Annotated in this window: 22 protein-coding genes and 1 tRNA gene; 8 read left to right on the plus strand and 15 right to left on the minus strand. The window is 54.1% G+C overall.

Annotated features, from left to right (window positions below; genetic code table 11):
• Positions 1-84: 84 nt before the first annotated feature.
• The 8 genes from nadC to guaB form a co-directional block, all read right to left on the minus strand.
• Positions 85-918: a carboxylating nicotinate-nucleotide diphosphorylase gene (gene nadC / locus ACZ5ER_RS00065; protein ID WP_464934521.1), complete on the minus strand. Its 834-nt coding sequence runs from the start codon at positions 916-918 to the stop codon at positions 85-87.
• A complete protein-coding gene (locus tag ACZ5ER_RS00070; protein WP_464934522.1) occupies positions 915-2,216 on the minus strand; it encodes an ATP-binding protein in 1,302 nt (433 codons plus the stop codon). Before ACZ5ER_RS00070 ends, nadC begins: the two co-directional genes overlap by 4 nt.
• A gap of 85 nt (positions 2,217-2,301) precedes the next feature.
• Positions 2,302-3,210 carry a quinolinate synthase NadA gene (gene nadA, locus ACZ5ER_RS00075; protein ID WP_464934523.1) on the minus strand — a complete coding sequence of 303 codons (909 nt, stop codon included), beginning with the start codon at positions 3,208-3,210 and terminating at the stop codon, positions 2,302-2,304.
• A 58-nt stretch (positions 3,211-3,268) separates the two neighbouring features.
• Entirely contained in the window at positions 3,269-4,942 is a 1,674-nt protein-coding gene (locus ACZ5ER_RS00080) for a hypothetical protein (protein ID WP_464934524.1), read from the minus strand.
• A gap of 7 nt (positions 4,943-4,949) precedes the next feature.
• The gene (locus tag ACZ5ER_RS00085) at positions 4,950-6,347 is read right to left on the minus strand and encodes an L-aspartate oxidase (protein WP_464934525.1); all 1,398 of its coding nucleotides are present in this window, start codon (positions 6,345-6,347) and stop codon (positions 4,950-4,952) included.
• A gap of 51 nt (positions 6,348-6,398) precedes the next feature.
• On the minus strand, positions 6,399-7,562 hold the full coding sequence (locus ACZ5ER_RS00090) for an ABC transporter permease subunit (RefSeq protein ID WP_050001976.1): 1,164 nt from the start codon (positions 7,560-7,562) through the stop codon (positions 6,399-6,401).
• Positions 7,555-8,304 (minus strand): ABC transporter ATP-binding protein, encoded by a 750-nt coding sequence (locus ACZ5ER_RS00095; protein WP_464935228.1) that lies wholly within the window; start codon positions 8,302-8,304, stop codon positions 7,555-7,557. The genes ACZ5ER_RS00090 and ACZ5ER_RS00095 overlap by 8 nt, the downstream gene beginning before the upstream one ends.
• Before the next feature lie 140 nt (positions 8,305-8,444).
• Complete coding sequence (gene guaB, locus ACZ5ER_RS00100; protein WP_464934526.1) at positions 8,445-9,902, minus strand: IMP dehydrogenase; 1,458 nt, start codon at positions 9,900-9,902, stop codon at positions 8,445-8,447.
• Between the two features lie 2 nt (positions 9,903-9,904).
• On the opposite strand from guaB, the gene ACZ5ER_RS00105 reads away from it, so the two are divergent.
• From ACZ5ER_RS00105 to ACZ5ER_RS00125, 5 genes are all read left to right on the plus strand, one after another.
• The gene (locus tag ACZ5ER_RS00105; RefSeq protein ID WP_464934527.1) at positions 9,905-10,189 is read left to right on the plus strand and encodes a hypothetical protein; all 285 of its coding nucleotides are present in this window, start codon (positions 9,905-9,907) and stop codon (positions 10,187-10,189) included.
• Between the two features lie 79 nt (positions 10,190-10,268).
• On the plus strand, positions 10,269-10,466 hold the full coding sequence (locus ACZ5ER_RS00110; protein ID WP_464934528.1) for a hypothetical protein: 198 nt from the start codon (positions 10,269-10,271) through the stop codon (positions 10,464-10,466).
• Positions 10,467-10,599: 133 nt separating this feature from the next.
• On the plus strand, positions 10,600-12,576 hold the full coding sequence (locus tag ACZ5ER_RS00115) for an IGHMBP2 family helicase (protein WP_464934529.1): 1,977 nt from the start codon (positions 10,600-10,602) through the stop codon (positions 12,574-12,576).
• Positions 12,577-12,579: 3 nt separating this feature from the next.
• Positions 12,580-13,182, plus strand: a complete 603-nt coding sequence (taw3, locus tag ACZ5ER_RS00120; protein ID WP_050001981.1) for a tRNA(Phe) 7-((3-amino-3-carboxypropyl)-4-demethylwyosine(37)-N(4))-methyltransferase Taw3 — start codon at positions 12,580-12,582, stop codon at positions 13,180-13,182.
• Positions 13,183-13,263: 81 nt separating this feature from the next.
• Positions 13,264-14,319 carry a DUF835 domain-containing protein gene (locus ACZ5ER_RS00125; RefSeq protein ID WP_050001982.1) on the plus strand — a complete coding sequence of 352 codons (1,056 nt, stop codon included), beginning with the start codon at positions 13,264-13,266 and terminating at the stop codon, positions 14,317-14,319.
• A gap of 171 nt (positions 14,320-14,490) precedes the next feature.
• Here ACZ5ER_RS00125 and ACZ5ER_RS00130 read toward each other — a convergent pair whose 3' ends face one another.
• A complete protein-coding gene (locus ACZ5ER_RS00130; RefSeq protein ID WP_464934530.1) occupies positions 14,491-15,558 on the minus strand; it encodes a DUF1464 family protein in 1,068 nt (355 codons plus the stop codon).
• A 156-nt stretch (positions 15,559-15,714) separates the two neighbouring features.
• On the minus strand, positions 15,715-17,355 hold the full coding sequence (thsB, locus tag ACZ5ER_RS00135; RefSeq protein WP_464934531.1) for a thermosome subunit beta: 1,641 nt from the start codon (positions 17,353-17,355) through the stop codon (positions 15,715-15,717).
• 151 nt (positions 17,356-17,506) lie between these two features.
• Between thsB and ACZ5ER_RS00140 the strand changes: the two genes are divergently transcribed.
• A complete protein-coding gene (locus ACZ5ER_RS00140; protein ID WP_050001985.1) occupies positions 17,507-18,226 on the plus strand; it encodes a hypothetical protein in 720 nt (239 codons plus the stop codon).
• On the opposite strand, the gene ACZ5ER_RS00145 is transcribed toward ACZ5ER_RS00140, so the two are convergent.
• Both ACZ5ER_RS00145 and ACZ5ER_RS00150 read right to left on the minus strand, forming a co-directional pair.
• Positions 18,178-18,927 (minus strand): anaerobic ribonucleoside-triphosphate reductase activating protein, encoded by a 750-nt coding sequence (locus ACZ5ER_RS00145; RefSeq protein ID WP_050001986.1) that lies wholly within the window; start codon positions 18,925-18,927, stop codon positions 18,178-18,180. The two genes, ACZ5ER_RS00140 and ACZ5ER_RS00145, sit on opposite strands and share 49 nt — an antisense overlap.
• A 22-nt stretch (positions 18,928-18,949) precedes the next feature.
• Positions 18,950-20,794: an anaerobic ribonucleoside triphosphate reductase gene (locus ACZ5ER_RS00150; protein WP_050001987.1), complete on the minus strand. Its 1,845-nt coding sequence runs from the start codon at positions 20,792-20,794 to the stop codon at positions 18,950-18,952.
• Between the two features lie 303 nt (positions 20,795-21,097).
• On the opposite strand from ACZ5ER_RS00150, the gene ACZ5ER_RS00155 reads away from it, so the two are divergent.
• Positions 21,098-22,123: a tetratricopeptide repeat protein gene (locus ACZ5ER_RS00155; protein ID WP_464934532.1), complete on the plus strand. Its 1,026-nt coding sequence runs from the start codon at positions 21,098-21,100 to the stop codon at positions 22,121-22,123.
• 100 nt (positions 22,124-22,223) lie between these two features.
• Here the strand turns inward: ACZ5ER_RS00155 and ACZ5ER_RS00160 are convergent, their stop codons facing one another.
• The 3 genes from ACZ5ER_RS00160 to ACZ5ER_RS00170 form a co-directional block, all read right to left on the minus strand.
• Complete coding sequence (locus tag ACZ5ER_RS00160; protein WP_050001989.1) at positions 22,224-22,499, minus strand: elongation factor 1-beta; 276 nt, start codon at positions 22,497-22,499, stop codon at positions 22,224-22,226.
• Between the two features lie 17 nt (positions 22,500-22,516).
• The gene (locus ACZ5ER_RS00165; protein WP_050003902.1) at positions 22,517-22,690 is read right to left on the minus strand and encodes a zinc finger domain-containing protein; all 174 of its coding nucleotides are present in this window, start codon (positions 22,688-22,690) and stop codon (positions 22,517-22,519) included.
• A 1,424-nt stretch (positions 22,691-24,114) separates the two neighbouring features.
• Positions 24,115-24,192, minus strand: a tRNA-Lys gene (locus ACZ5ER_RS00170).
• Positions 24,193-24,685: 493 nt separating this feature from the next.
• Here ACZ5ER_RS00170 and ACZ5ER_RS00175 point away from each other — a divergent pair.
• Positions 24,686-26,686 (plus strand): S8 family serine peptidase, encoded by a 2,001-nt coding sequence (locus tag ACZ5ER_RS00175; protein ID WP_050002644.1) that lies wholly within the window; start codon positions 24,686-24,688, stop codon positions 26,684-26,686.
• Positions 26,687-26,693: the final 7 nt, after the last annotated feature.

Below are 26,693 nucleotides of genomic sequence, written 5' to 3' on the forward strand. Positions count from 1 at the left end.
TCAAAGGACTGGAGAAGCTTTCTTTTCTATATTTCCAAGATTCTCGGGACTTGAAGAAAATGAGAGCCAGGAAAGAGAGCCAGATTAAAGCTTTTCAACGATTTCAAGGCTCACGTCGAAGTTCTTCACCGAGTGCGTCAGGTAGCCGAGGCTGATAACGTCGATGTCTAGCCTGGCGTACTCCCCGATGTTCTCCGGCGTTATGCCCCCGGAGACCTCGATTTTCACCCTCTCGCGCAGGCCCTCACGCCTTAGAGCCTCTATCGTTCTCTCTATCTCTTCGGGCGTCATATTGTCGAGCATCACAACGTCAGCCCCCGCCTTTACCGCCCTGAGGGCGTCCTCAAGGCTCTCCACCTCCACTTCGACAACCTTGTAAACGGAAAATTCCTTCGCGCGCCTTATTGCTTCTTCCAGCGGAACAAGGGCGAGATGGTTGTCCTTAATGAGTATCGCGTCGCTCAGCGAGAACCTGTGGGGCTCGCCGCCGCCGATGAGTATGGCCCTCTTGTCTATCGGCCTGAGAAGGCTCTTCCTCGTGCCAGCTACACGGACCTTCGAGTTCACGGCCCTGACCTTCTCGACGAGCCTCCTAACCTCGGTCGCGATACCGCTCATCCTGCCCATGACGTTGAGAGCCGTCCTCTCGACGAGCAAAATGGCCCTCGCGTCCCCCTCAAGCTCGAGGATTACGTCTCCTTTCCTAACTTCCTCGCCGTCGCGTTTTCTGACCGAAACCTTGACGCCAAAGTGCTCGAAGAGAGCTTTAGCTTCTTCAACGCCCGCTATAACCCCATCCTGCTTGGCTATGATTACGGCCCTGGCTTTGGTGCCCTCGGGAATCACGGCCTCGCTCGTCACGTCGCCGAAGGGTGCATCTTCCTCAATGAAGCGGAGGAGGTATGAAACTGGTATCATTCTCCTTCACCTCCCAGCAGGAACTTCCAGAGGGGCACGAGCCGAACCTTCTTCCCCTCCACCTCGATTGTATCATCACGCTCCCAGTTTATTATCGTTAGGCTGTCACAGTTGAGCTTCTCAGAGGCGCTCATAAGCGCCGAAACCTCCCGCTCAAACGTTTCGGGTTCATCAAGGGAATAGCTTACCTGTATCAGCTCGGAAACAATGCCGTCCTCAACCACAGCAAAATCAACTTCCCTGCCCCGCTCGTCCTTGAAGTAGTAAAGCTCCCTCTCCTGCCTCCTGAGTTCAAGGAAAACGGCGTTCTCCATCAGCCTGCCGGTGCTCCCTCCCGAACGGGGGGAATAGGCGTTTATCAAACCGGAGTCAATGATGTAAACCTTTGGGAGGCTCTTCTCAACCTCCTTGAGGTTGTGGGAGAACTTCCTGAGCGGGAAAACCAGGTAGGCCTCTTCGAGGTACTCGAAGTAGCTGTAAAGGGTGTTCCTGCTCACCTCGACCCCCATACCCTTCATGTATCTGGCCGTTTTGTTTACCGAAAACTCCTTGGCGAAGGACGCCATGAGGAGCTTCAAAAACAGCCGAATCGCCTTCAGGTTCTTCACGTTGTGTCTCTCGACCACGTCGCGGTAGAGCATCACATCAATGTACTCAGAAAGGGTCTTTCTCTTGAGGAAGGGGTCGTCGAGCAGAACGACCTCGGGGAAGCCACCGAACTCAAGGTACTCCCTCAGAAAGGCCTTTATCCTCGCCTCGTCTCTCGTGGAGATGTACTTGCCCGGGGTAAAGCCCTTTGCCCTCAGGAACTCACGGAAGGAGAAGGGAAACATCTCGAAGGTGAGCGTTCTCCCACGCAGTGCCGTTGCGATTTCCCTGCTCAGGAGCTTTGAAGAAGAACCCGTCAGATAGACCCTGAAGCCGTCCCTCTCAAGGGCTCTCTTGACGAAGAGCTCCCAGTTTTCAACCTCCTGAACCTCATCGAGGAAAAGGTACTTCTCCTCGGCATCGGGGAAGAGCTCGTAGAAGACCTTCACGAGGGTCGAGAGGTCGTCAAGGCTCGGCGGGTATATCCTGTCGTCGTCGAGGGGGAAGAAAACGGCCGCCTTACCTTCACTTCTTAGCCTGGAGAACTTTTGCAGGATGTAGAATGTCTTTCCGGTCCTCCTCGGCCCGATTATAGTTACTGCCTTGTTCACCGCCAGGTCATCGGGGACGTTGAGCTCACGTTCGATGCCATCAACGCTGAGGTCGAGGTAGTCCATCACTACCTGTGCTATGACTTCCTCACGGCTCATGTTAAGTGAAAAGGCAAAAATCCTTAAAAAGTTTCCCTCCTAACTTAACAAAAATCCCGGAATCTTGCACTTCCAACTTAACACCTTAGCTCATCTCAAGCATTCTCTCGATGGCCTTCCTGGCCTTCTCAGCTATTTCAGCGGGCACTTCGACCTTGTGTTTCATGTCCCTGAGCGACTCGTAGATGTGGTTGAGGGTTATCGCCTTCATGCCGATGCAGACGGCGTCCTCCCTTGCCGGGTGGAACCTGATGTCAGGGTAGAGCTTGCTGAGGCGGTAAACCATCTCTTTCTCAGTGAAGACGACCCACTCGCTCCACTCTTTAGCTCTTCTTATCATTCCGCCGGTGGAGACAATTATATCGGCCCTCTCCTGAACCTCCGGCTCACACTCGGGGTGCACCATAAGCTTGGCGTTCGGATAGAGCTTCCTCGCGCGCTCGACGTCTTCAACGGTGAACTTCCTGTGGACGTAGCAGTGGCCGTTCTCCGGGATGGGTATGACCTTTTTGCCTGTCTGCCTGGCAACGTAGTGGGCGAGGTTCTTGTCCGGTCCGAAGATTATCACGTCGGAGTCGAGCTTTTCAACTATCCTGACGGCGTTGGCGGAAGTTACCGTGACGTCGGCGTAGGCCTTCGCCTCGGCGGTTGTGTTCACGTAGAGAACCACAGGCGCGTCCGGGTACTTCTTTTTCGCCTCAAGTATGTGCTTGACCTTCAGCATGTTGGCCATCGCGCAGGTGGCCCCCCTCTCCGGCAGGAGGACGGTCTTTTCAGGGTTGAGGATTTTGGCGGTCTCGGCCATGAAGTCAACGCCCGCAAAGACTATTACCTCGGCATCAACGTTTATGGCCTTCCTCGCGAGCTCAAGGCTGTCGCCGAGAAAGTCGGCTATGTCCTGGACTTCGGGGAGCTGGTAGTTGTGGGCCATGATTATCGCGTTGCGCTCCTCCTTCAGGCGTTCAATTTCTGCTATGAGCCTCTCCTTTTCCATCTCAATTCACCACAGGGGGTTGAAGAAGAGAATTAAAAGAGTTTTTGGACACTTTTAGTTAGCATGAAGAATTGAACCTATCGAGGGCACATGATTTAGTTGCCATAGTTAGAACTTTCCATGTAACGGGACACATTCTCAGTATGCCACCTTGAGGCGAGTCGTATCTCAGGTCTTCTTTTTTCCGGAGTTTAAGAAACATTGGCCATGTTTTTAATGCTACAGACAGGTGAAAGCTTAATTCTCTCTCTACTGGATTCGATGTCGAGAGCTGACTAAGTGCATCTTTCAAAATAGGTGCCGCGTCTTGATCCCCTCTGTAGAAACCTTCAATAGCATCTGTAACACTGTCTAAGTCAATCCGGTTGTTATTCAAAGTGTCTACAAGATTCTTGATACGATTCATCCTTAGCTCCACATGGTCAATATCAAACACGTAGTAGTCATCCCCAGAAAGCTGTTTAAGGGATTTACATTCCCTGCACTCTTTTGAGTCCCAGGATACTAGGTTGTTAGTTTTTATTGAATCAACTATGGCCTCCAAGGATATAAGCACTATAGGGGACCGTATCAGGAAAGAATTCGTTGAATCTGGCTCACCGAAAAGGATGTAATCATTATCGTCCAAAGCTAACCAGTACATGAAATCAATTTCTATACCAAGTTCATATGGGTCTATTGAAAAATATGAATCTGGAACTCTCTTAACAGAGCCATCTTCCAATTCAATCTCAACATTGAACACCGAATCAATTGAATGCATCTGGATTTTATTCTCTGAGTTAACGAGTTTGATACCATCTTGTTCTTTCCTTAAACGAGCATGCTCCGATTGAAGTCTTAAAAAGTGCTTGTTAACCTCTAGCGCATCCTGAAACTCGTCCATTGCCAAGATCTTCTTTCTCCTCAAAACAGAGTTAGGAGCCGGCTTCCTATCCACTACCATAAACTCTTCAAGGAACTCCCTCAAAACCATAAGCCGAGGACGCAACATCTCTTCAGTATCCTGGGAGATTCCTCCAAAATGATTGAGGCCTACAGGGGGAATGTCTCTATACGGAAACGCTATCCACAATTTTTTCTTCCAGTACACGATCGGAATAACTCCTCCTGCTACCCAGCGCAGTGGCGTTTTCCTAAGGTAGAACGACTTCTCAAAGGTTGTGCCAAGTGAACGTTCATAGGCTATGTGATTTACAAACCCAGAAAACCACTTAGAGATTTCATCGTACCCTCTGGGATTTAAATTAAGGAATTTCTCTTTTATATGTCTTCTACCCTCGTTGTTGTATATTGAAACACCAGATGAAGGAAACTTCACATGAAGTACCCACTCACCTAATCCTAAATTCTTTATCGTAACCTCATCTTTAAGGAGAGTCGCATTGAATGCCCAGTTCGGCCAGCAATATATATTATTAGCATGAGAGCGTTTTATTATTAATGGCACATTATCTTTAAAAGATTCTAAGATCCATGCTCGCTCTACTTTGTCTGAGATTAGCATACGTCCAATGAAATCATTTTTTACCAGACGATAAAATGTTTTATAGTAAATTGGCCTAACAACTCTATCGGTTAAACTTGAACTTTTTATTATCTCGGTTGTTTTTTCACCTATTGACTCGACGAGTCTATCTCCGAAGTGGTCAATTGCTTTCTCTAATAGAAATCTACCCCCCTCCCAAGCTACAATAGCTATCAGCCCTATCCTTGGAACATCCATAACCATAGCCCCCTTAAAGTACGCATTCCCGGTTGAAAAAACTTGGCCTCTCGAACTCCTTCCTCATCACCGGAAAGTCCTCGCGGTAGTGGGCTCCTCTGCTCTCCTCCCTGGCTAAAGCGCACTCAAGGACGCCCCTCGCGAGCAGTTTCAGCCTCGGGTCGGCCTCGATTCCCTCAAGCTTCCTGAGGCCCTCCTTTAGCGTTTTGGCGCTCCTCACGATTCCCGCATAACTCCAGAGCAGTTCTCTCAGCGCGTCAACGTCCCCCTGTTCGTAGCCGTGGTAGGCCAGCTCCTTAACCTCCCCTCCCCTCGGCCTCTCGCGTGCTATCGTTCTGGCAACCTCAAGGCCGGAGACGATGCACTCAAGGAGGGAGTTGCTCGCCAGCCTGTTCGCCCCATGGAAGCCGTTGCTCATCGCTTCACCTATCGCGTAAAGGTTTTTAATCCCCGTCCTGTACCAGAGGTCGGTCGCTATCCCACCCATAGTGTAGTGGGCTATCGGCGAGACGGGAATTAAGTCTCTGGCCGGGTCAATCCCGTCCTTCCTCAGGAAAGCGTATATCTGAGGGAAGCGCTTCTTAAAGTCCTCTATGCCGGTTGCATCGAGGAAGACTCTCCTGCCGGCCTTCATCTGGTTATATATCGCCCTAGCAACGATGTCCCTAGTGGAGAGCTCGTTCACGAAGCGCTCGCCGTCTTCGGTTACCAGCTTTGCTCCGGCTCCCCTGACGGCCTCGCTGATAAGGAAAACACCTTTCTTTCCGATGTAGCCGGTCGGGTGGAACTGGACGAACTCAAGGTCACGGGCGGGGGCGCCTTTCATTACCGAGTCGCCGATTAGAAGGCCGGTGTTCTCGGGGGAGCCGGCGGTGAACTTAAACAGAGCAGAGAAGCCACCTGAGGCTATAACAGTTGCATCGAAATGAAGGAACTCACCATCAACGAAGACCCCGTAGGCCTTCCCTCTCTTTACCCCAAGCTCTTCCGCCTTTCCTTTAACGAAGTGGACGCCGAGTTCCCTGGCACGGAGGTAGAGCAGTTTGGTCACGTGCTTTCCGGTCTCGTTCTTAATCGTGAAGACCCTGTGAAACGAGTGTCCGCCCTCGGTTTCACTCGCCTCGAACTTCAGGCCGAGGGAAGTGAGAAAATCATAGGCCTCGCTCGCCTTCGAGATTACGTTCCAAACGACCTCGCGGTCGTTGATGTACTTTCCGGCTTTGATTGTGTCGAGGACGTGGGCTTTGGGGGAATCGCCTTCGAGGATGGGAAATGCCACCCCAGCCTGGGCGAGGTAGGAATTGCTCTTTTTGATTCCGGGGCCGATGAGCGTGACATCAAAACCCTTCTTTGCGAGCGCTATGGCCGCTGTCAAGCCGGCAATACCATCGCCTATGATTCCAACCCTCATCTAACCACCGGGAAAAGAAGAGAAGAGGGACTTAAACGGTTTTTGTTTTCTTCAAATTTTCACCCGAATCAGCCACCTGAGCTTGCCGGCGTCTATGCTCTTTGTCATCAAAACTCCGCTCTCAAAGACCCACACCGCCAGGCGGAGCACTAACCCGTTCCAGAGCAGGAGATAGAGAACCGCCGCGGCGGCCCGCAGGTAGTCGCCGTTTGTTGCACTCAAAAAGGCCCAGAGGGGCGCGTAGCCGGGGTCGGCCTTTACAAGGAGCCCGGCGGCACCCGAAACATCAAGCCCCGCAAAGGCAACCAGGAGGGGAATCAGGTAAAGCACCTCAACGAGTCCCGCCAGGCTGAGGGCACTCCTCACATCGAGGGTAAAAAGCGAGACCAGCAGGCTCGTGAGGAGCATCAGCAGGAAGAGCAGGAAAACTCCGGCCGAGAAGAAGACGACTGGCCCTACACCAACCGACACGCCGGTCGGGCCTCCTCCGGAGGTCTTTGGGAGCATGGAGACGGCCCAGGTCGAGAGTGTTAAAGACGCCAGCACCAAAAAGCTGAAGACCACGGAGGCGAAAATCTTCCCGAGGATTATCGACCTGCGCGAGACCGGGAGGGTGAGGAGCGTCTCAAGCGTCTTTCCTTCCTTCTCCATGGCGACGGAGGCCGCTACCGCCTGGGAAGCGTATACCCCAATGACGAAGAGAACCAGTGGCACCGCCAGCGCACTCCGGAGGAGCGCCGAGACGTAGCGCGAGGGCTCGACGCTGAGAACACTCCCGCCGACGTCGAGGAGGAACTCTGGCCGTATTGATGGGAAGACGCCCTCACCGAAGCGCAGAACCAGCGCCTTCAAAGCCCCGGCCAGCCTGACGGTCTTAAAGTCAAGCACCGATGAAAGTTCCGTCTCGATTAACAGACTTGGAGAGCGCCCGCTTTTGATTGCGTCCGAGAATCCGGCCGGGATAACGAGCCTAACCGGCGAGCCGTTATCTATGACAACGCCACTCTCTTCCAAGAACTCGATGAGCGCCCTTGAGTACTCCCCGGAATCCTCATTGACAACGCTGATTACGAGGCTTGATGAGCGTGAGGACGACTGCAGAACTCCGAAAAGCAGTGGGATAAAGATTATTGGGACGATTATGGCCGCCAGGAGCCTCCTATCCCTCAAAATGTCCGCGAGCTCTTTCTTAAACATAATCCACAGCTCACCCATGGAAAACCCTCCCAGAGGCCGTTACAAAGACTTCTTCGAGGTTCTCAGCCTCGTACTTGGCCTTCAGCTCCCCAGGCGTCCCGGTCTCAACAATCCTGCCCCCCTCTATTATCGCCACCCTGTCGCACAGGAACTCGACCTCGAGCATGTTGTGGCTCGAAACGAGGACTGAAACGCCTTCTTCGCTGGAGAACTCCTTTATGCGCTTTCTGATTTCATAGGCACTTGACACGTCCAGCCCGCTCGTCGGCTCGTCGAGGATAGCCAGCCTCGGCCTCACCATCAGCGCCCTCGCCAGGAGGAGTTTCCTCACCATTCCCTTCGAGTAGGTCGCAACCCTGTCGTGGAGCCTGGCCCCAAGGCCCGCTATTTTAATCCCCAGCTCGACCATCTCGTCGGCGTCCTTTCCCGTCGCCTGGGAGTACAGCCCCGCCATAAAGCGGAGGTACTCGAGCCCCGTCATGTTCCTGTAGGCGCCGGCCTCCTCCGGCAGGTAGCTTATCAGCTTCCTGACCCTCTCGGGCTCCTTAACGACGTCGTGTCCCATCACTTCAGCTTTTCCCCTGTCCGGAGGGAGGAGCGTTGCGAGGATTTTGAGGGTCGTGCTCTTTCCCGCTCCGTTCGGCCCGATGAGCCCGAATATCTCGCCTTCCATCATCTCGAAGCTTATCCCCCTGAGGGCTTTAATGCCTCCATACTCCTTTTCAAGGTCCCTGACAACGACGGCGGGGCTTTGAGACATCACCTCTCCCACCCCACAATTATGCTTAGAGGTTGGAGAAGGTTACTTATAAAAGTTTCTTTCCAAGTATGCTTAGGCAGAATAGGAGAAAGAAAATTCAGAAAGCAACCAAACTCCCGAACAGGGGCAAAAATCCAAAATCACTTCCCCAACGGATAGTTAGGCGCCTCGTTGGTGATGAGTATGTCGTGCGGGTGGCTCTCCTTAACTCCCGCCTGCGTTATGATGACGAACTCACCCTTCTCCTTCAGCTCCTCGATGTTCTTAGCGCCAACGTAGCCCATTCCCGAGCGCAGACCACCAATGAGCTGGTAGAGAACCTCGCTCACCGGCCCCTTGTACGGCACAACGCCCTCAACTCCCTCCGGGACGAACTTCCTCGTTTTCATGTGGCCCTTCTGATAGTATCTCTCAGCCCCGCCCTTCATCATCGCCCCAAGCGAACCCATGCCGCGGTACTGCTTGTAGCGCCGTCCGTTGATGACAACCTCTTTACCCGGCGCCTCCTTAGTTCCAGCTAAAAGAGAGCCGAGCATGACGGCATCGGCTCCGGCCGCTATCGCCTTAACGATGTCGCCCGAGTAGCGGATTCCGCCGTCGGCTATGACGTGGAGCCCGTACTCACCCGCTTTGTCAGCGACGAGCGCTATGGCCGTGATTTGCGGGACGCCGACACCGGCAACAACGCGGGTGGTACAGATGCTCCCCGGCCCAATTCCCACTTTCACGGCATCGGCGAAGGTCAAATCATCGACGGCCTTCGGGTTGGCAATGTTTCCAACGATGAGGTCTGCATCGACAGCTTTCCTTATCTCCTTCATGGCCTTGATGGCCTTGAGGTTGTGGGCGTGAGCCGTATCGATGACGATAACGTCGGCTCCGGCCCTGTCGAGGGCCTTCGCCCTTTCAAGGTCAAAAGGCCCAACGGCAGCAGCAACCACCAAATCGCCGTTCTTGTCATGGACGGCGTTCTTATACTTCCTTCTCCTCGCCAAATCGCTCATCGTGATTATGCCAACGAGCTTGCCCTCAGAGTTCACAACGGGAAGCCTGTCAATCCTGTGCTCGAACATCAGGTTGAGGGCTTCCTCAGCCGTTACGCTCTCGGTAACTGTTATCGGCTCGCCGGTCATGACTTCCCGCACGAGCTTCCCCTGCCTCACGGCTATGTCCTTCTTGCTGATAACGCCAACGACTTTTCCGTCTTCGACGACCGGCAGGCCGTCAATGTCGTTCTTCTCCATGAGGAAGAGGGCGTAGTCCACTGTTTCGTCGGGCGAAATCGAGATTACTTCCTCGACGATGAAGCGCTCTGCGCGCTTGACTTTCCTGACCTGCTCGACCTGTTCGCTTATGCTCATGTTCCTGTGGATTACGCCCAGACCGCCCTCGCGGGCCATCGCGACTGCCATCTCCCACTCGGTTACGGTGTCCATCGCCGCGCTGAGAATTGGAATGTTGAGCTTTACGTTCGGCGTTATCCAGGTCGAGACGTCCACGTCCTTTGGCTCGACCTCGGTCGGCTGGGGCACCAGAAGAACGTCGTCGAAGGTGTAACCCCTAATGGCATTAACAAGTTTGTGTTCAAATTTTCCCATTTTTGCCCGACCTCCACGTCCTTTTTAACGTGAACCTGGCAAGTATTTTTAAGGGTTTCGAGAAGCCCCCTCGTTGTATATCTGCCACCCCGGAGGTTGTCACGCAACATTTTGACGAAGGGGGAGAGGTTTTTTCAGGAAAAATCTGTCCAATGTACAAAAAAGCCTCCGAAAAGCACTTATATATGCATGGGTGCCTTGTTATGGTGATAACCATGAGGAGGGCTTACGAAATTCGCAGGAGGGTTTCAGAAAAGGAAAGGGGGGAGGGCCAAACCCTTCGTTAGCGTCGGCTCTGAGGAACTGCTGTTTGAGGTTCTAAAGGAAGGTCTGTTCTGGGCCGCCCTCGGCCGGCCGTCTGAGGTCATGCCGTTTCTGAGGGGCAAACTTTTGGGCAACGGCTTCAGCGAAGGCTCCAAGAGACAGCTCGAGTGGCTCCTCGACGAGCTCCAGAGCTTCTACGAGCGCGTCGCCTGCTGTGGCCGCGTGGAAGAAAGGCACCTGAGGGCAATCAAGTCCTTCCACAGGGACATAGTATCTGTCCTAGAGACGGAAGGGGCTTAGCTTTTTAACCCCTCTTCCCCACTCTTCTTGGGATGATGAGGGAAGTTTCGTCCGAGCGGTGAGGAAACTCGCATGGGCTGACCAACCCTCAACCTTTTAAAAGGCTCTTCTTTTTGCTCTCCGGGGGCCAAAAATGGACGAAAAACTTGAGAAGTTCATCAATCACCTCAAAGTCCTCGTGGAATACGAGAGAAAGGCCGAGATTGAAGCGATGAAGGCAGAGATGAAAAGGCTCAGCGGCCGCGAGAGGGAGAAAGTTGGGAGGGCCGTTTTAGGTTTAAACGGTAAAATCGTCGGCGAGGAGCTCGGCTACTTTCTGGTGAAATACGGCCGCGAGAGGGAAATCAAGACGGAGATAAGCGTCGGAGATTTGGTCGTAATCAGCAAGAGAGACCCGCTGAAGAGCGACCTGGTTGGAACCGTCGTCGAGAAGGGGAAGCGGTTCATAACGGTCGCCCTTGAGACCGTCCCGGACTGGGCGCTTAAGGGTGTGAGGCTCGACCTCTACGCCAACGATATAACATTCAAGCGCTGGCTTGAGAACCTCAACAACATCCGCGAGAGCGGGAGAAAGGCTCTGGAGTTCTACCTCGGTCTGAGAGAACCGGAAGAGAGCAAGCCGGTTGAGTTCGAGCCCTTTGATAAAAACCTGAACGCGAGCCAGAGGAGGGCCGTTGCCAAGGCCCTTGGGAGTCATGATTTCTTCCTGATTCACGGGCCCTTTGGGACGGGAAAGACGAGAACGCTCGTCGAGCTGATACGGCAGGAAGTCGAGCGCGGAAACAGGGTTTTGGCCACCGCCGAGAGCAACGTGGCCGTTGACAACCTCGTCGAACGGCTGGTCGATTCCGGTTTGAATGTCGTTCGCGTCGGACACCCGAGCAGGGTCTCAAAAGCTCTCCACGAGACGACCCTTGCTTACCTCATGACCCAGCACGAGCTCTACGGTGAGCTGAGGGAACTCCGCGTAATCGGGGAGAACTTGAAAGAAAAGAGGGACACCTTCACCAAACCAGTTCCGAAGTACAGGCGCGGGCTGACTGATAAGCAGATTCTCCGCCTGGCTGAGAAGGGGATAGGGACGAGGGGCGTTCCAGCTCGGTTAATCCGCGAGATGGCACAGTGGCTCAAAATCAACGAGCAGGTGCAGAAGACCTTCGACGATGCTAAGAAGCTGGAGGAGAGAATAGCGAGGGAGATAATAAGGGAAGCTGACGTTGTCCTGACAACAAACGCCTCCGCCGGGCTGGAGGTGGTGGACTACGGCTCCTACGACGTGGCGGTGATAGACGAGGCGACCCAGGCCACCATTCCGAGCGTCCTCATACCAATCAACCGCGCGAAGCGGTTTGTTTTGGCCGGAGACCACAAGCAACTACCGCCGACGATACTCAGCGAGAAGGCAAAGGAGCTCAGCAATACCCTCTTTGAGGGGCTGATTGAGCGCTATCCTCAGAAGAGCGAGATGCTCACCGTCCAGTACAGGATGAACGAACGGCTAATGGAGTTCCCGAGCAGGGAGTTCTACGACGGAAAGATAGAGGCGGCGCCAGAAGTTAAGCGGATTACCCTCTCAGACCTTGGGGTTAAGTGCCCGGAGTTTGGAGAGCAGTGGGACGACGTCCTTAAGCCGGGCAACGTGCTGGTCTTCATAGACACCTCCAAGAGAGAAGACCGCTTCGAGAGGCAGAGGCGCGGTAGTGAGAGCCGCGAAAACCCGCTTGAGGCCAGGCTGGTGAAGGAGGTCGTTGAGAGGCTCCTGGAGCTGGGAGTTAAGCCCGAATGGATAGGTGTCATAACGCCCTACGACGACCAGCGCGACCTTATAAGCTCGCTCCTGCCGGAGGAGATAGAGGTCAAGACCGTTGACGGCTATCAGGGAAGGGAGAAGGAGGTAATAGTCCTTTCATTAGTCCGCTCCAACAGGAGGGGTGAGCTTGGCTTCCTGAAGGACCTGAGGAGGCTGAACGTCTCGCTGACGAGGGCGAAGAGGAAGCTGATTCTGGTAGGCGACTCCGCAACGCTGAGCGCCCACCCGACGTACAAACGGCTGGTTGAGTTTGTGAGTGAGAGAGAAACGGTAGTTGATGCCGGGAAGCTGGGGGTGTGATGCATGTTCCTCTACACCAAAAACTTCGACGAGCAGAAGGAGAAGGCGATGGGGAGCCTCAGGCAGGCGTTAGTCGAGGGAAAGGTGGACGAGGACATAATTCCCCTCCTTGAAAAGATAAACGCGCTGGAGAACTACTTCACAACGAGCTCCTGCTCGGGCAGGATTTCGGTCATGGAGATGCCCCACTTCGGGGACAAGGTGAACTCTGTGTGGCTCGGCAAGTGGCACAGAACAGTCAAAGTCGAGGAGGTGCTTGAGGCCATTGAGAGACACAGGAAAGGCCAGCTCTGGTTCCTCGTGAGGAGTCCAATCCTGCACGTCGGCGCGAGAACCCTTGATGACGCCGTTAAGCTGCTCAACCTCGCCATAGGGCTGGGCTTCAAGTACAGCAACATCAAGAGTGTGAGCCACAAGAAGCTCCTCATCGAGATACGCTCCACCGAGAGAATGGACGTCCCGCTCGGCGCGGATGGAGAGCTCTGGGTGAGCGAGAATTACATCGAAAGAATCGTGAACATAGCGAACGACCAGCTGAGAAGGTTTAAGGGGAAGCTGAAGAGGCTGGAGGAAGAAGTGGAGAGAATCTCAATAAACGACGAATAACACCCCAAAACAAAGTTTTAGACGGAAAGGAGACGCAAAGCGTTATATAAAACAATAACGCTTAGTGTGTTAAGGGATACCATGAATAGAACGATGCTCATCATTGGACAGACGCTCAGCCTCTCGGCAAAGGTGGCAGGAGCCCTGTTTCTCACTTACGTTTACCGGAAGCACCGGCGAAAGCCGGCCCTCTGCTGGTCGCTTTCCTGGGTAGCGGCCGCTTCTTCGATATTCGCCGACATAAGCGAGAACATATGCCTGCTATCACTGTCTGAAGCATTCTGGGCGGCTCTACTCTTCTGTGGGACACTCTGTCTGCTTGAGGAGAAGGGGGACGTAAACAGAATGGTGAAAGCGCTGTCGGCTATCCCCGTTATAATAAGCCTATACGGAATCCTAATAGGGACTCTGGACTATTCCTCCGATTGGTTTGCTCTTCTCGGCCTGCCCTATGCGGTCTCCGCCCTGTTCATTACAGCTTCCGGGCTTCTAATTATTTCCCTAAAAGACATATATAACACCAAAGCTGTTCATCTTGGTGGCGTCATCACGGTTCTGGGGCTCCATGAACTCGACTTTCCAGTTTTAAGGCTCGTTGAGCGGTTTGCCCCAATAGGCTTCGTTCTGGGTTCCATGTTGGCGGTTCTCTCAGCGTACTTTATGATAAAGTTCGTCTTCACGGCTGAATTCATAAAGGTTGAGAAGCCTCGGGTGGAAATAGACTTCACTCCGGGTGTGATGATAGTTAGTCCTGAGGAGTACCCCGCAATAAAAGAGAAGCTCAAAGAGGTGCCGGCGCTTGCGTTCGTCAGGGACGTAAACGTCCCAGAGGTGTGGAACAGGTTCTTTGTTACGACCTCAGGCAAAGATAACGCAATACCCCCCACAAATCTTGCAAAAATCCTCGACATCACGACGCGATACCTGCGGGAGGCCAATGAAAAGGGATTCCACGGTGTAGTCGTCGTGGACTGCCTCGAATACCTGAAGACATACAACGGATTCGAAGCTATTTCAAAATTCCTGGCGTCCCTCAGGGACTCAACAGTCCTGCACAACGGAGTCCTAATCCTGGTTGTAGAGGAAAACGCGTGGGAGACAAAGGAACTTGGGATGCTGAAAAGAATCCTGGGTTAATCTAGAAGCTTTTGACTAGGCCGTGCCACTGCTAAGGGCCGGGTGCATTAACACCCTCGTTGACGTAGAAAGGGCCAAGGAAGCGCTGGAAATCGGCCTTAGACAGAAAACTAAGGCCCCATATTCAGCCCCGAACCCACAGCCGACGCCATAACCGGATTAAAAAGAAAGTCAGACGCTAAGTGGGAGTTTCACGTAGTCAAGGACGCTTCCGCGGCTCTTCTTTATCTCCACGTGCTCCACGAGCTCCATGAACTGGCCCCCAGCGAGGCCGTCGCCTATTATCGCGCTCCCCTGGGCGGCCTCTTTGGCCTTACCCTCAAGACCCCTCTGCCTGACGACGGGAAGGTCAAAGAGCTCCTCGAATGTGTCTTCCACGTCCTTCCTCAGCTCGTCTATGCGCATCAGCCTGCCCGAGAGGATTATCTCCTTAGCGTCCCCAACGACGGCAAGTTCTGAGGCAACGGCCTTAATGAAGCCGTCCTTCATGGCCTCCCATGCCTTTGAGAAAGGTTCTTCGTCAAGCCTTCTGGCGAACTCCTCGGGAGGGAGTATCTCGTTGGCCGCTATCACCGTTGCCCCGCCCCAGAAGAGGTGCCACTTCTTTATCCTCCCCATCAGGTAGGCGACCTCGCCGTCGAGGGCACCGCTGTTTACATAAGCTGGGCCAGGGAATATCGTCCCGCCGATGCCATCAACGATTTTTCCTCCCTTCACGGCTCCAGCGTAGTTGTAGCCGAAGCCCACCTCGAGGAGGACGAAGGAGACATCGCTGTACTCAATTCCAAGCCTCTTCGCCTGGTCGTAGATGCCGAGCACGGTTATCGCCATCTTGTCCGCCGTCCCCATGTCCACCCTGTTGTACTTCCTCCACTCAGGGACGGTTGGAAGGTGAATGACCCCAGGAATGAACCAGACGTTCATGCCCTTCTCGGCCATCTGGCCGACCATCTCCTGGAGGCCGAGGAGAACGGGGATTTCCTTCATTTCCTCCTCTCTCACGAGCGTCATCTCGAAGCGGTCCCTCTCAGTCAGCTCGCTTATGTGCTTCAGCGGAACCCCGTAGCCCGAAGGGCCGATTATGACCTCGGCGTTGAAGTCCTCGATGGCCTTCACTATCCTCCCCGGGTCTTCCGCAACGACTTCGCTTGGAAAACTCAGGTCGAGCTTTATTTTTCCGTCCTCTAAGCCAATAACATCGAAGCTCTTGGTTCCCGGGTCAACGCCTATAACCCTCACGAGAGACCCCCCACTTCAAATTTTGTTCCTATTCAGAAGAGAAATAGCGCGTTTAAAAAAACTGCGCTAAGGCTTCAAAGCTTCAGAAACTTTGCACAGGCCGAAAGGAACCAAGAACAGAATTAGAAAAGTGGGAAGGGTCAGAACTCAGCGCCTTCAGTCTAGGTCGCTGCTGAAGTCCTCGCTTCCGCCCTTGCCGCCCTCTTTGTCCTTCTCGAGCTTGCTGGCGGCTATGACGTCGTCGATCCTGAGGATCATGATTGCCGCCTCGCTGGCGCTCTTGATGGCCTGCTTGGTGACCCTGACCGGGGCGATGACGCCGCGCTCCATCATGTCGGCCGGCTCGCCCTCGAAGACATCTATACCGATGGTCGGTCCCTTCTCCTTGTGCGCTGCTATGACCTTCACGAGGGTCTCGATCGGGTCGAGACCGGCGTTCTCGGCGAGGGTCCTCGGTATGACCTTAAGGGCCTCTGCGAAGGCCTCGATGGCGAGCTGCTCCTTGCCGCCGACCTCCTTGGCGTACTCGTCGAGCCTGATGCTCAGCTCAATCTCCGGAGCACCGCCGGCGGCGACAATCTTGCCGTCCTCGACGATGTCCTTGACGACCTTGACGGCATCCTCAAGGGCGCGCTCGACCTCGTCAACGACGTGCTCGGTGCCGCCCCTGATGAGTATGGTGACCGCCTTCGGGTTCTTGCAGCCCTCGACGAAAATCATGCTCTCGCCGGCGACCTTCCTCTGCTCGACGAGCTCGGCCTCACCGAGGTCCTCTGGAGTGAGGTCGCGGACGTTGGTGACGATCTTGGCGCCGGTGGCCTTGGCGAGCTTCTCCATGTCGCTCTTCTTGACGCGCCTGACGGCCATTATGCCGTACTTGGCCAGGTAGTGCTGGGCGAGGTCGTCAATACCCTTCTGGACGAAGACAACGTTCGCTCCAACTTCCTTGATCTTCTCGACCATCTCCCTGAGCATCTTCTCCTCCTGCTCGAGGAAGGCCTGGAGCTGCTCCGGGCTGGTGATCCTGATCTCGGCGTCGGTCTCGGTCTCCTTGACCTCAAGGGCCTCGTTTATGAGGGCGATCTTGGCGTTCTCAACCCTCCTCGGCATGCCTGGGTGGACGACCTCCTTGTCGATGACAACGCCTCTGATGAGCTTGGTGTCCTTGACGCTACCGCCCTCCTTCTTCTCGAACTTGATGTTGTCGAGGTCGACCTTGTAGGTGCCGTCAACCTTCTCGGCGACCTGCTTGACGGCCTCAACGGCAATCTCGGCGAGATACTCGCGCTCCTCCTCGGCGGCCTTACCAGTGATTGAGGTTATAGCGGCCTTCTTGAGGGTCTCAACGTCCTCAACGTCAACATCCCTGGCAATCTCGTCGAGGATCTCCTGGGCCTTCTCGGCAGCTAAAGCATAACCCTTGATGATTATGCTCGGGTGAATGTTCTGGTCGAGGAGCTCCTCAGCCTTCCTCAGAAGCTCACCAGCAATAACAACAGCAGTAGTAGTACCATCACCAGCCTCCTTATCCTGAGTCTTAGCAACCTCAACCATCATCTTAGCGGCAGGGTGCTGGATGTCCATCTCGTCGAGTATTGTTGCACCGTCGTTGGTGATAACGATGTCGCCGAGGCTGTCAACGAGCATCTTGTCCATTCCCTTCGGGCCGAGGGTGGTCCTAACCGTCTCGGCTATAATCCTTGCAGCCAGAATGTTAAGCCTCTGAGCGTCCCTTCCAACATACCTCTGGGTTCCCTCAGGCAGAATAACAACCGGCTGGCCTGCAAGCTGGGCCATCTCCCCTCACCCCCTCCCTTTTTCTTTTTCACGGGATGAGGTCTTTTAGTAACCTCAAGTGCTTCCGCTTTATGGTTCCTTTGGGCTATTTATAAATTTTTCGGTAGCCCTCCCCAGCAAGGCTTATAAAAGACCATGAGGAGAGGTAAGCATGAAGAAGCTAATCCCAGTTGCAGTTCTAACCCTTGCAGTGGTATTGGTTGCACACACCCAGCTTCAAAGTGATGGGCTGGAGAAATACATCGGAGACTTAAACAGGACGCTGGACTACGCGGCTGTCGTCAGGCGCAACATGGAGCAAAACAACCTGACAACGCTTATCCTAAAGGAGGGCAACCAGTACATAGTTATCGAAGAACCTAACGCACACGGGATATGGTCGCTGTACAATGGAAGCGAGAAGGTAATTAGATGGAAGATATGCGTCGAGGGGTTCCAAAACAACGGAACCGATAGCAACCCTGGCCCGGTTGCCTTCATGAGCTATCTCTACTTAGTCCTCAACGGAAGCCCTAAATACGAGAGAGAAATCACATGGGGAAATCCCATCAAAGTGACCCTCGTGAGAAAGCCGGGCGTTCCACCCTACGAGAACCTAACAATAAACGACACCAAGTACGGGCCCCAAACGTTCCAGGCTCCAGTGAACGACTGGATTAGGGCCAACTTGACGGTCTCAGAGGGGAAACTGAAGAGGATAACCATGCTCTCAAAGTACCCGGACTACTTCAACCAGACCCTGAATACTGTCAGTGTCGATATAAAAATCATATACAGGGGTGAGAAAGGGTATGATAATATGAAAAAGCACGTTCTGGAGCGCTACACCGAACTTCTGAGGGCATGCTCCCCGGAAGCACCAAAGAACTGATTCACGTGGACGGCAACGCCGGCCTCTTCTAGCCTCTTCCTTAACCCCTCAAGTTCTTCCCCGGGCCAGCAGTACCTTGAGCACCATGCCTCGTTTCTTGGATTCGTCAGGGGTCTCCCAACGAGCGGGTTCAGCACGACGTAGAAGTCTGTGTTGATTCTCCGGAGAACCTCCTCAACATAGGGCCACACATCTGGGCCCCGCGCCACGGGGATTCTCAGCTCCACAGGAACCCCGTACTCCGACACGAGTTCGATGCCCCTCAAGAAGAGCGCCCAGAGCCTTTTCGCGGACGCTTTGGGGAGGCCGTAGAGCTCCTCGGGGGGCGCCTTAAGGTCCGTCGCTATGTGGTCAACCAACCCGGCGTTGAGGAGCCTCCCCAGGGGCCCCACGAGGGTCAGGTTCGTGTTCAGGCTCACGGGCACGTCAAGGAGCCTGACCTCCGCAAGGAGAGACCCCAGCTCCCTCCACTGCATCAGCGGTTCGCCGCCGGTGACGTGGAAGTAATCTATGAGGAACGCGCTCGCCTCAAGCTCGTCGAGGAGGGATTTTCTGTCGAGGCGGAAGCAGTCGAGGCCCTCAGCGATGCGCCAGTTGTGGCAGAAAGGGCACTTAAGGTTGCAGCCGCAGAGCCAGAGCGTGAAGGTGACCCTCCCGTGGACGTCCACCATGCTGACGCTCTTCCACCCGCTCGTGAGCATTCAACCACCTCCAGAAAAGAAATCAGGAGGAGTAGTGCCTCCTCGTCCAGAACTCCTTCTTTCTGTACGGGTTCCAGTTCTTGAGCGGGCGGTAGTATCCGATGATTCTGCTCCATACCTCCACGTCCTCGCTTCCACAGCGCGGGCAGTGGGTGTGCAGGCCTGTCGTTGAGTAGCCACATTTGTTGCAGACGGTAATCGCCGGCGTGTAGCTCCAGTAGACGAGCTCGGTTCTCATAAGCCTCCGGGTCAGCTTTGCAAGGGCCTCAGGGTCCGGCTCCTCCCCGAGGAATATGTGCATCATAACCCCGCCGGTGAAGCTCCTCTGGACTTTCTCCTCCACCCTTATCCTGTCCGCAAGCTCAAGGGAGCCATAGTAGGGCGCTATGCTGGTCGAGTAAATTGGGTTCTCCGGGTCGTCGAGGTACTCCCTGAGCTCCGGGAACTCGCGAAGGTCTTTTATGGCTAGCTTTGCCGCGGCGCTCTCACCCGGAACCTCCTCCACGTTCCAGGGCGTTCCAGTTTCCTTCATCCACTCCCTAGCCCTCGCGGTCGCGAACTCAACCATCTCCTTCATGACCTCCGCGGCCCTGAGCCAGTCCCTCCTCGTCCCTTCCTCCCAGAGCTTCGGCTCGTTGAGGTAAATGGCAACCGCTTCTGGAAGGCCGAGGATTCCGACGGTGTTGAAGTGGCTCCCCGGAAACTCCTCAAGGTAGAGGTGAATCATGCTGTACATGTGCCTGTAGGACGTGATAAGCCGGACGTAACGCTCCCTGAACCAGTCGGTTGTTGTCCGGATTACCTCAAGAACACGCTCATACTCCTCCCAGAACCTGTCATCGTCGCCCTTCGCCCTCAGTGCAAGCCTCGGCAGGTTCAGGGTGGTGACGTTCACCGAGCCGGTGATGTCGGGCATCGCCCACAGGCCGCCGAAGCGCTGGCGTTCAAGCCTCTCAACGGCTTCATCTTCAGCGCTCTTACCTGAGACCCCAAATGCAAACGCCATCTCGGACTTATCTATGGCTATCCTGCAGCACATCGCGTAGCTCGCGTCCGGGTCAACAACGTTCGTGTTCAGCCAGTAGAAGCTCCCGCGCTTCGCGGCGGTGGTGAAAACGGCCTCAAAGACCTCCGGGTCGTCCCAGAGCATCTTGGCGGTCACCATCAGCGTGGGTATCGGGAACGTAAAGGGCTGGCCGAGGGCGTCGCCTTCCCTGAGAACCTCCGTCAGGGCTATGAAGAACTCCTTCGCCTCCTTCTCGTACTCGCCGAGCGGCTCAACCTTCTCGCCCGCATAAACCGCGTGGTCGCCTTCAAGCATCTTCTTCGGGGCGTCGAGAGTTACGGTGAAGTTGGTGAAGGGGGTCTGCATCCCCACCCTGCTCGGGTAGTTGAGGTTGTAAACAAGCCTCTGGATGTTCTGCCGTATCTTCCGCCTACCCAGGCCCTCCTTCCTTATGAACGGCCCTGCGTACCACTCGACGCTTGAGAGCGCCTGGGCGCCGCTGAAGTAGTGCTGCATGGTTATGAGGTAGTTCGCTATGTGGTCAACGTACGTATCGAAGTGTTTAGCTGGGCGTGAGACTATCGTCGGGGTCTTGAGGCCTTTTTCGAGGAGCCTCGCGGTGCTGTGGCCGGTGCAGTAGGGGATGTAGAGGCTGTAGGGGAGCTTGTGGATGTAGATGTCCCCCGAGAAGTGCGCCCTCAGCCCCTCCCCCGGGACAAGGGAAATGCTATCCTTAAGGGCCTCCTCCATCACGTAGGCAAAGAAGCCAGTGGGGCCAGGGTAGCGGTTTGCGTTTTCCAGGACGTCGAGACTGCTCCAGCCCGCGTACTCCTTGATGATGTCGCGCTTAGTGGCCTCCATATTTACCACCTGGATAAATTGTCCCGAATCTCAGGTTGCGGGCACACCCTATAATCCTTCTCGTTGGACTGATGGACATAATATCCAGCATATTATAAGTGGATACAGCGAATTGATAACAATAGCGGGGAGCTTTTTGACCAAACGACAAACAAAATGACGAACAGAATAAACCATAGCATTAAATCAGACAGTAACTTGTCCAATATTCAAATACGCTTTGATAGTTTTGACAGATGTCAGAGGCTTTCGAGACCATATCTTTTTAACCAGTTCGGCGAACCGAAGGGCGGTGATGTAAAAATGAGCGACATCAGGGCCGAATGGGAAAAGGCCTTAGCGGAGAAGGACTGTGAGAAGTTGCTTGAGCTCTTTGACGATTACATTGACATCATCGAGGACGAGGAGACCCTTAGGCAGAAGCTGAAGAAGTTGGGAGAAGTCGCGGTCGAGTGCGACGACCCCTACGACCTACTCCACGAGATTGGCCATGTTTACGCTCACCTCGATGACGCCGAGGCTGGGATTGAGCTCTACAAAAAGGTAGCTGAAAGAAAGAAGGACGACCCGGAGGAGTACGCAACAGCCCTTTATTACCTGGCCGATGCCTACGAGCACTTCGGCATGCCTGATAAGGCAATAGAGACCTATGAAAAGCTCCTCAAGCTGGAGGAGGAAGTCCTGAAGAACGAGAGGGAGATAGCACTTACGCTGGCTAACCTCGCGGTTAACTACGACGAGCTGGGCGAGACTGAGAAGGCCATTGAGCTTATGGAGCGCGCGAGGGAGATTTTTGAGAAGCTCAACGACGAGAAGAACCACATGATAAGCCTCATAGACTTAGCGCACTTCCACTACGAGCTTGGGAACTACGACACCGCGGAGGCCCTCATCAGGGAAGTCCTCAGGAACCCGCGCGACGATGAGATTGAGATAAACGCCAAGCTGGTCGAGGCCGAAATCCACGCGGGCAGGGAAGACTACGATAAGGCCTTCAAGGCCCTCCGCGAGGCCCTGCTCAAGGCAATCAACGTGAACGACGATGTCTTTGGGCTCGTGTTCGACACGCTCATAGACTTCATCGAGGGCCTCTTCAACGAGGAAGAGTACGAGGTAATAGCGAGGAACATGGAGGGCTTCGCCGAGCTGTTTGAGGACGATACCGCGTACTTCTTCAGGGCAATAGCGGAGCTCGCCCGCTGGAGAGCCGGCGAGGAAGGGGCAAAGGAGCGCTTCGACGAGCTCTATTCAAAAGTGGAGAACGAGGAGCTCCGCTCAATACTTGACGAGTGGAAGAGGCCGAAGCTTAGCCTGAGCTTGGGGCTTTGAGCCCTCTTTTTAAAACTCTCTTTCTCATCACTTTGATGTTAGAAACTGGAAGTCCGAGAAAACAGCGGGATTGAAGTAAGTCAAAAGGAGGGCAGAGCCCTCAGATTCTCGAAACGGTCTCGACCTCGGCGCTCTCGACGTTCTCAACCTGCCTAAAGGCCTCAAGGACCTGCTCAAGGTCATAGCCCTCTTCGTCCTTGGCAAGGACGTAGAACTTGAGGGCAACGAGACCGAAGGCTATCGGCTCGCGCTCGACCTTGGCGAGGCCGAACTTCTCGGGGAGAGCCTCCTTGAGCTTGACCTCGAGCTCGTCGAGGTTAACCTCGGGGTCGGTCGGCATGACCTTAATAACCGCAACCATGTTGTAGTCAGCCATTCTTTTCACCTCCTAGTTTACGGCCCCTCCCATCCGCACTTGGGGCACTTGTACGGGACGCTAAGGACCCTGCATGATTCGCAGCGCCAGATGATGGCTTCGCCGCAGTTCGGGCAGACGAAGTGAGTGGCGTGCTCCCTTGGGGTTATCTCCTTTCCGCATGAGGTGCATACGGGTATCTCGAACTTCATTTCCTCAGCCACTGCGAACACCTCCAAGAAAGGCGGTTGTTTTTAAACCTCTGGTGAGCGTTACTCGGCCAATTTATAAGCTTTTCCCCAAGCAAAGCCCTGACAAGGGCTCCGAATATTATCATGTCCGACATTATCTCTGCCGCAACAAGAGCTTAAAAGGAAAATCGTCCCTGGTGCGCTCTCCCGCCAGTGTTTCTCCTTCCAGGTGACCTTTAGGAGGTTGAGATTCTCCAGTTTAGAAACCCCTACACTGAGTTACACTGAGTCCGCTTTTCAAAAGGAATCACGAACCTTGGTCAAACTTCGCGGAAGCTTTTTCCAAAAGCTTCACCAAAAGTTCGTAGATCTCCCCACAAAAACCGTAATGCAGGATTTTTACCTCTTCACAAGCCCCCTGTCCCCAAAGAGAACACGTTTATACAAAGCTCTGTCGGAGGGTTTGCTTCCCCTTTGACGCCCTTCGGGCGTCTATTCCAACGTTAAACCCAACAATAAAGGAGCAATTTAAGAAGTCCTCATTTCCAAGACCACATATCCAAAAGAAAAATCACCTAGAGTTCTAGTTTTCAGACGGAGCTACGAACCTTGATCAAACTTCTCGCTCAGCCTTTGGAAAAGGCTGGCGAAAGGAACGCCCTTCTCATCTACCGGACAAGAAGGCAATCGTGCACTAACAAAACTGCAACCTTCAAGTGAGTTTACTTCCCAGGCAAACACCTTCAGGCAGTTTCAAATTCATTTTGGCGCCCGAAGGGCGCTTTCCTACAGTGAAACACTAGCAAATGAGCAGGCTAAACAGAAACCCACATTAAAAGCCTAGCAATTTTAAAATGGCACTCGCTTTTCCGCCAGCGCTTGCGCAGGAAGCTTTTGGAAAAAGCTTCACCAAAAGCTCGTGATTCCCCTTCAAAGCTCCTATGTAACATGATTTCAAAACCAAGCTGGTCGGTAGAAGCCTGAATTCACTTGATGACTTAGACTTTCTTCTTAAGTTCTACTTAAACCGCACTCCAAAGGAGCGCCTAAAAGCTTGAACCCCTTGTTAAAAGACGCCCTTAGAGAAATTCACCTTTCCACAGGAGCAATCAATGAGAAATCCACTCAAAGAACAGCAACTCAAAAGAGAATCACAAACCTTGATGAAACTTTGCAACAGCCTTTAAGAAAGGCTGGCGAAATGAGCGTCCTTCTCACCAAAGAACAGAAAACAGCCGTGCACTAATGGAAAAGCAAGTTCATACTGGGTTTAACACTACGATAAAACCCCTTGAAGTCGTTTCAGCATCCTATCAGCGCCCAAAGGGCGCCTCCTTAGAGCGAAACACTCTGAAGTGAAACAACCCTAATAAAAACCCACTCTAAACCTTGCACTCTTAAAAAGGCACATCATCTTCCGCCAGCGCTTGCGAAGCAAGGGCTGATGGCGGGCCGGGCGGGATTCGAACCCGCGGCCACGGGGTTAAAAGCCCCGCGCTCTAACCAGGCTGAGCTACCGGCCCACCCCGAGGGGATAACCAGCTGAGGCCTTATAAGTTTTGCTCTCTTCTTTCGCTCCCCGGCTCCGTAACTGAAGGTGTCATGCCGCTGAATATGCTACATCTCAGGGGGCCCACTTCTGGAGTAATTCCAAAAAACAATTCGACATTGTTGGTCGTCGCTCTGCAGAGAGACCGAAAAATTAAAGAGCTCTGCTGAACCATGCCCAAATCACTAAAAATTTTCCAACATGTTACATACTCGCTCTAATAATGGATATTTAGCACATGGGCATATAGTCCTACCAAATTAGTGAATGTGTTACGATAAAGCAAGGACGGGAAACAGCCCATCACACAATGCCACCAAAATAAAGAGCAATGATAACCATGTAATGTACATCGTAGCAATGTACATGACTAAGATGTATAATGTTGCGTAAAGTTTTTATCCAAAATACCTCAATGCCGGGAAGCCCGGGTACCCCCGGGCGTACCGCAGTATGGAGGTGCAACCATGAGAAGGCTTAACATGGTGGTGCTCGCAATATTGCTGGTCGGCCTGATGGCCGGGAGCGTTATTGCCGCTCCCAGCAAGCCTGTTTCTGTTAGGAACACCCACCAGGAAAAGAACTACGGCCTCCTGACCCCGGGCCTCTTCAAGAAGGTTCAGCGCATGAACTGGGACGACGAAGTAAGCACCGTAATAATGTTCGACAACCCCGCCGACAGGGACATGGCAATAGACATTCTTAAGTTCCTGGGCGCTGAAATCAAGTACAGCTACGACGTTATACCAGCTGTGGCCGTTAAAATGAAGGTCAAGGACGTTCTCATGATAGCCGGAATGATTGACACCGGCTTCTTCGGCAAGAGCAAGATGAACGGCATCAAGTTCATACAGGAGGACTACACCGTTAAAATCAACGTTGACACAGAGGGCCTCGACGAGTCCGCCGCCCAGGTAATGGCGACCAACATGTGGAACCTCGGCTACGACGGCTCTGGAATAACAATCGGTATCATCGACACTGGTATTGATGCCTCCCACCCTGACCTCCAGGGCAAGGTCATTGGTTGGGTTGACTATGTGAACGGCCGCTCAAGCCCATACGATGACAACGGTCACGGAACCCACGTCGCGAGCATAGCCGCCGGAACCGGTGCCGCGAGCAACGGCAAGTACAAGGGTATGGCCCCTGGCGCCAAGCTCGTCGGCATTAAGGTTCTCAGCGGTGAGGGTTCAGGAAGCATCTCCGACATCATAGCCGGTGTTGACTGGGCCGTTAAGAACAAGGACAAGTACGGAATAAGGGTCATCAACCTCTCCCTCGGCTCAAGCCAGAGCTCCGACGGCACCGACTCCCTCAGCCAGGCCGTCAACGCCGCCTGGGACGCTGGAATCGTCGTCTGTGTAGCCGCCGGAAACAGCGGGCCGGACAAGTACACCGTCGGCTCCCCGGCCGCGGCCAGCAAGGTCATAACAGTCGGTGCCGTTGACAAGTATGACGTTATAACCGACTTCTCCAGCAGGGGCCCGACCGCCGACGGAAGGCTCAAGCCTGAAGTTGTCGCTCCTGGTAACTGGATCATCGCCGCCCGCGCCAGCGGAACCAGCATGGGACAGCCGATAAACGACTACTACACCGCCGCTCCCGGAACCTCGATGGCCACCCCGCACGTCGCTGGAATCTCTGCCCTCATCCTCCAGGCCCACCCGGACTGGACTCCCGACAAGGTCAAGATGGCCCTCATCGAGACGGCGGACATTGTCAAACCCGACGAGATAGCCGACATCGCCTACGGTGCCGGTAGGGTCAATGCATACAAGGCCGCCTACTACGACAACTACGCCAAGCTTGTCTTCACCGGCTCCGTAGCCGACAAGGGCAGCCAGACTCACCAGTTCACCATAAGCGGCGCTTCCTTCGTCACCGCCACCCTCTACTGGGACAACGCCAAGAGCGACATTGACCTCTACCTCTACGACCCGAACGGCAACCAGGTTGACTACTCCTACACCGCCTACTACGGCTTCGAAAAGGTCGGCTATTACAACCCAACCGACGGCACCTGGACCATTAAGGTCGTCAGCTACAGCGGCTCGGCCAACTACCAGGTCGACGTCGTCAGCGACGGCTCCCTCGGCCAGCCTGGCAACAGCGAGCCCGCTCCCCAGCCCTCCCCACAGCCGGAGCCCCAGCCGACTGTTGACGAGAAGACCTTCACCGGCTCCGTCCACGACTACTACGACTACTATGACACCTTCACGATGACCGTCAACAGCGGCGCCACCAAGATAACCGGCGACCTCATCTTCGACACGAGCTACCACGACCTCGACCTCTACCTCTACGACCCGAACCAGAACATCGTCGACCGCTCAGAGAGCTCCAACAGCTACGAGCACGTTGAGTACAGCAACCCTGCCCCTGGAACTTGGTACTTCCTCGTCTATGCCTACAACACCTACGGCTGGGCCGACTACCAGCTCGACGCTAAGGTTTACTACGGTTGATTTTTAA

This window comes from Thermococcus marinus, from assembly GCF_055389025.1.

Excerpts from the sequence above, each read along its gene's own strand:
- nadC (WP_464934521.1), bottom strand. The coding sequence starts at position 918 with ATGATACCAGTTTCATACCTCCTCCGCTTCATTGAGGAAGATGCACCC.
- ACZ5ER_RS00070 (WP_464934522.1), bottom strand. The coding sequence starts at position 2,216 with ATGAGCCGTGAGGAAGTCATAGCACAGGTAGTGATGGACTACCTCGAC.
- nadA (WP_464934523.1), bottom strand. The coding sequence starts at position 3,210 with ATGGAAAAGGAGAGGCTCATAGCAGAAATTGAACGCCTGAAGGAGGAG.
- ACZ5ER_RS00080 (WP_464934524.1), bottom strand. The coding sequence starts at position 4,942 with ATGGTTATGGATGTTCCAAGGATAGGGCTGATAGCTATTGTAGCTTGG.
- ACZ5ER_RS00085 (WP_464934525.1), bottom strand. The coding sequence starts at position 6,347 with ATGAGGGTTGGAATCATAGGCGATGGTATTGCCGGCTTGACAGCGGCC.
- ACZ5ER_RS00090 (WP_050001976.1), bottom strand. The coding sequence starts at position 7,562 with ATGGGTGAGCTGTGGATTATGTTTAAGAAAGAGCTCGCGGACATTTTG.
- ACZ5ER_RS00095 (WP_464935228.1), bottom strand. The coding sequence starts at position 8,304 with ATGTCTCAAAGCCCCGCCGTCGTTGTCAGGGACCTTGAAAAGGAGTAT.
- guaB (WP_464934526.1), bottom strand. The coding sequence starts at position 9,902 with ATGGGAAAATTTGAACACAAACTTGTTAATGCCATTAGGGGTTACACC.
- ACZ5ER_RS00110 (WP_464934528.1), top strand. The coding sequence starts at position 10,269 with ATGCCGTTTCTGAGGGGCAAACTTTTGGGCAACGGCTTCAGCGAAGGC.
- ACZ5ER_RS00115 (WP_464934529.1), top strand. The coding sequence starts at position 10,600 with ATGGACGAAAAACTTGAGAAGTTCATCAATCACCTCAAAGTCCTCGTG.
- taw3 (WP_050001981.1), top strand. The coding sequence starts at position 12,580 with ATGTTCCTCTACACCAAAAACTTCGACGAGCAGAAGGAGAAGGCGATG.
- ACZ5ER_RS00125 (WP_050001982.1), top strand. The coding sequence starts at position 13,264 with ATGAATAGAACGATGCTCATCATTGGACAGACGCTCAGCCTCTCGGCA.
- thsB (WP_464934531.1), bottom strand. The coding sequence starts at position 17,355 with ATGGCCCAGCTTGCAGGCCAGCCGGTTGTTATTCTGCCTGAGGGAACC.
- ACZ5ER_RS00140 (WP_050001985.1), top strand. The coding sequence starts at position 17,507 with ATGAAGAAGCTAATCCCAGTTGCAGTTCTAACCCTTGCAGTGGTATTG.
- ACZ5ER_RS00145 (WP_050001986.1), bottom strand. The coding sequence starts at position 18,927 with ATGCTCACGAGCGGGTGGAAGAGCGTCAGCATGGTGGACGTCCACGGG.
- ACZ5ER_RS00150 (WP_050001987.1), bottom strand. The coding sequence starts at position 20,794 with ATGGAGGCCACTAAGCGCGACATCATCAAGGAGTACGCGGGCTGGAGC.
- ACZ5ER_RS00155 (WP_464934532.1), top strand. The coding sequence starts at position 21,098 with ATGAGCGACATCAGGGCCGAATGGGAAAAGGCCTTAGCGGAGAAGGAC.
- ACZ5ER_RS00160 (WP_050001989.1), bottom strand. The coding sequence starts at position 22,499 with ATGGCTGACTACAACATGGTTGCGGTTATTAAGGTCATGCCGACCGAC.
- ACZ5ER_RS00165 (WP_050003902.1), bottom strand. The coding sequence starts at position 22,690 with ATGAAGTTCGAGATACCCGTATGCACCTCATGCGGAAAGGAGATAACC.
- ACZ5ER_RS00175 (WP_050002644.1), top strand. The coding sequence starts at position 24,686 with ATGAGAAGGCTTAACATGGTGGTGCTCGCAATATTGCTGGTCGGCCTG.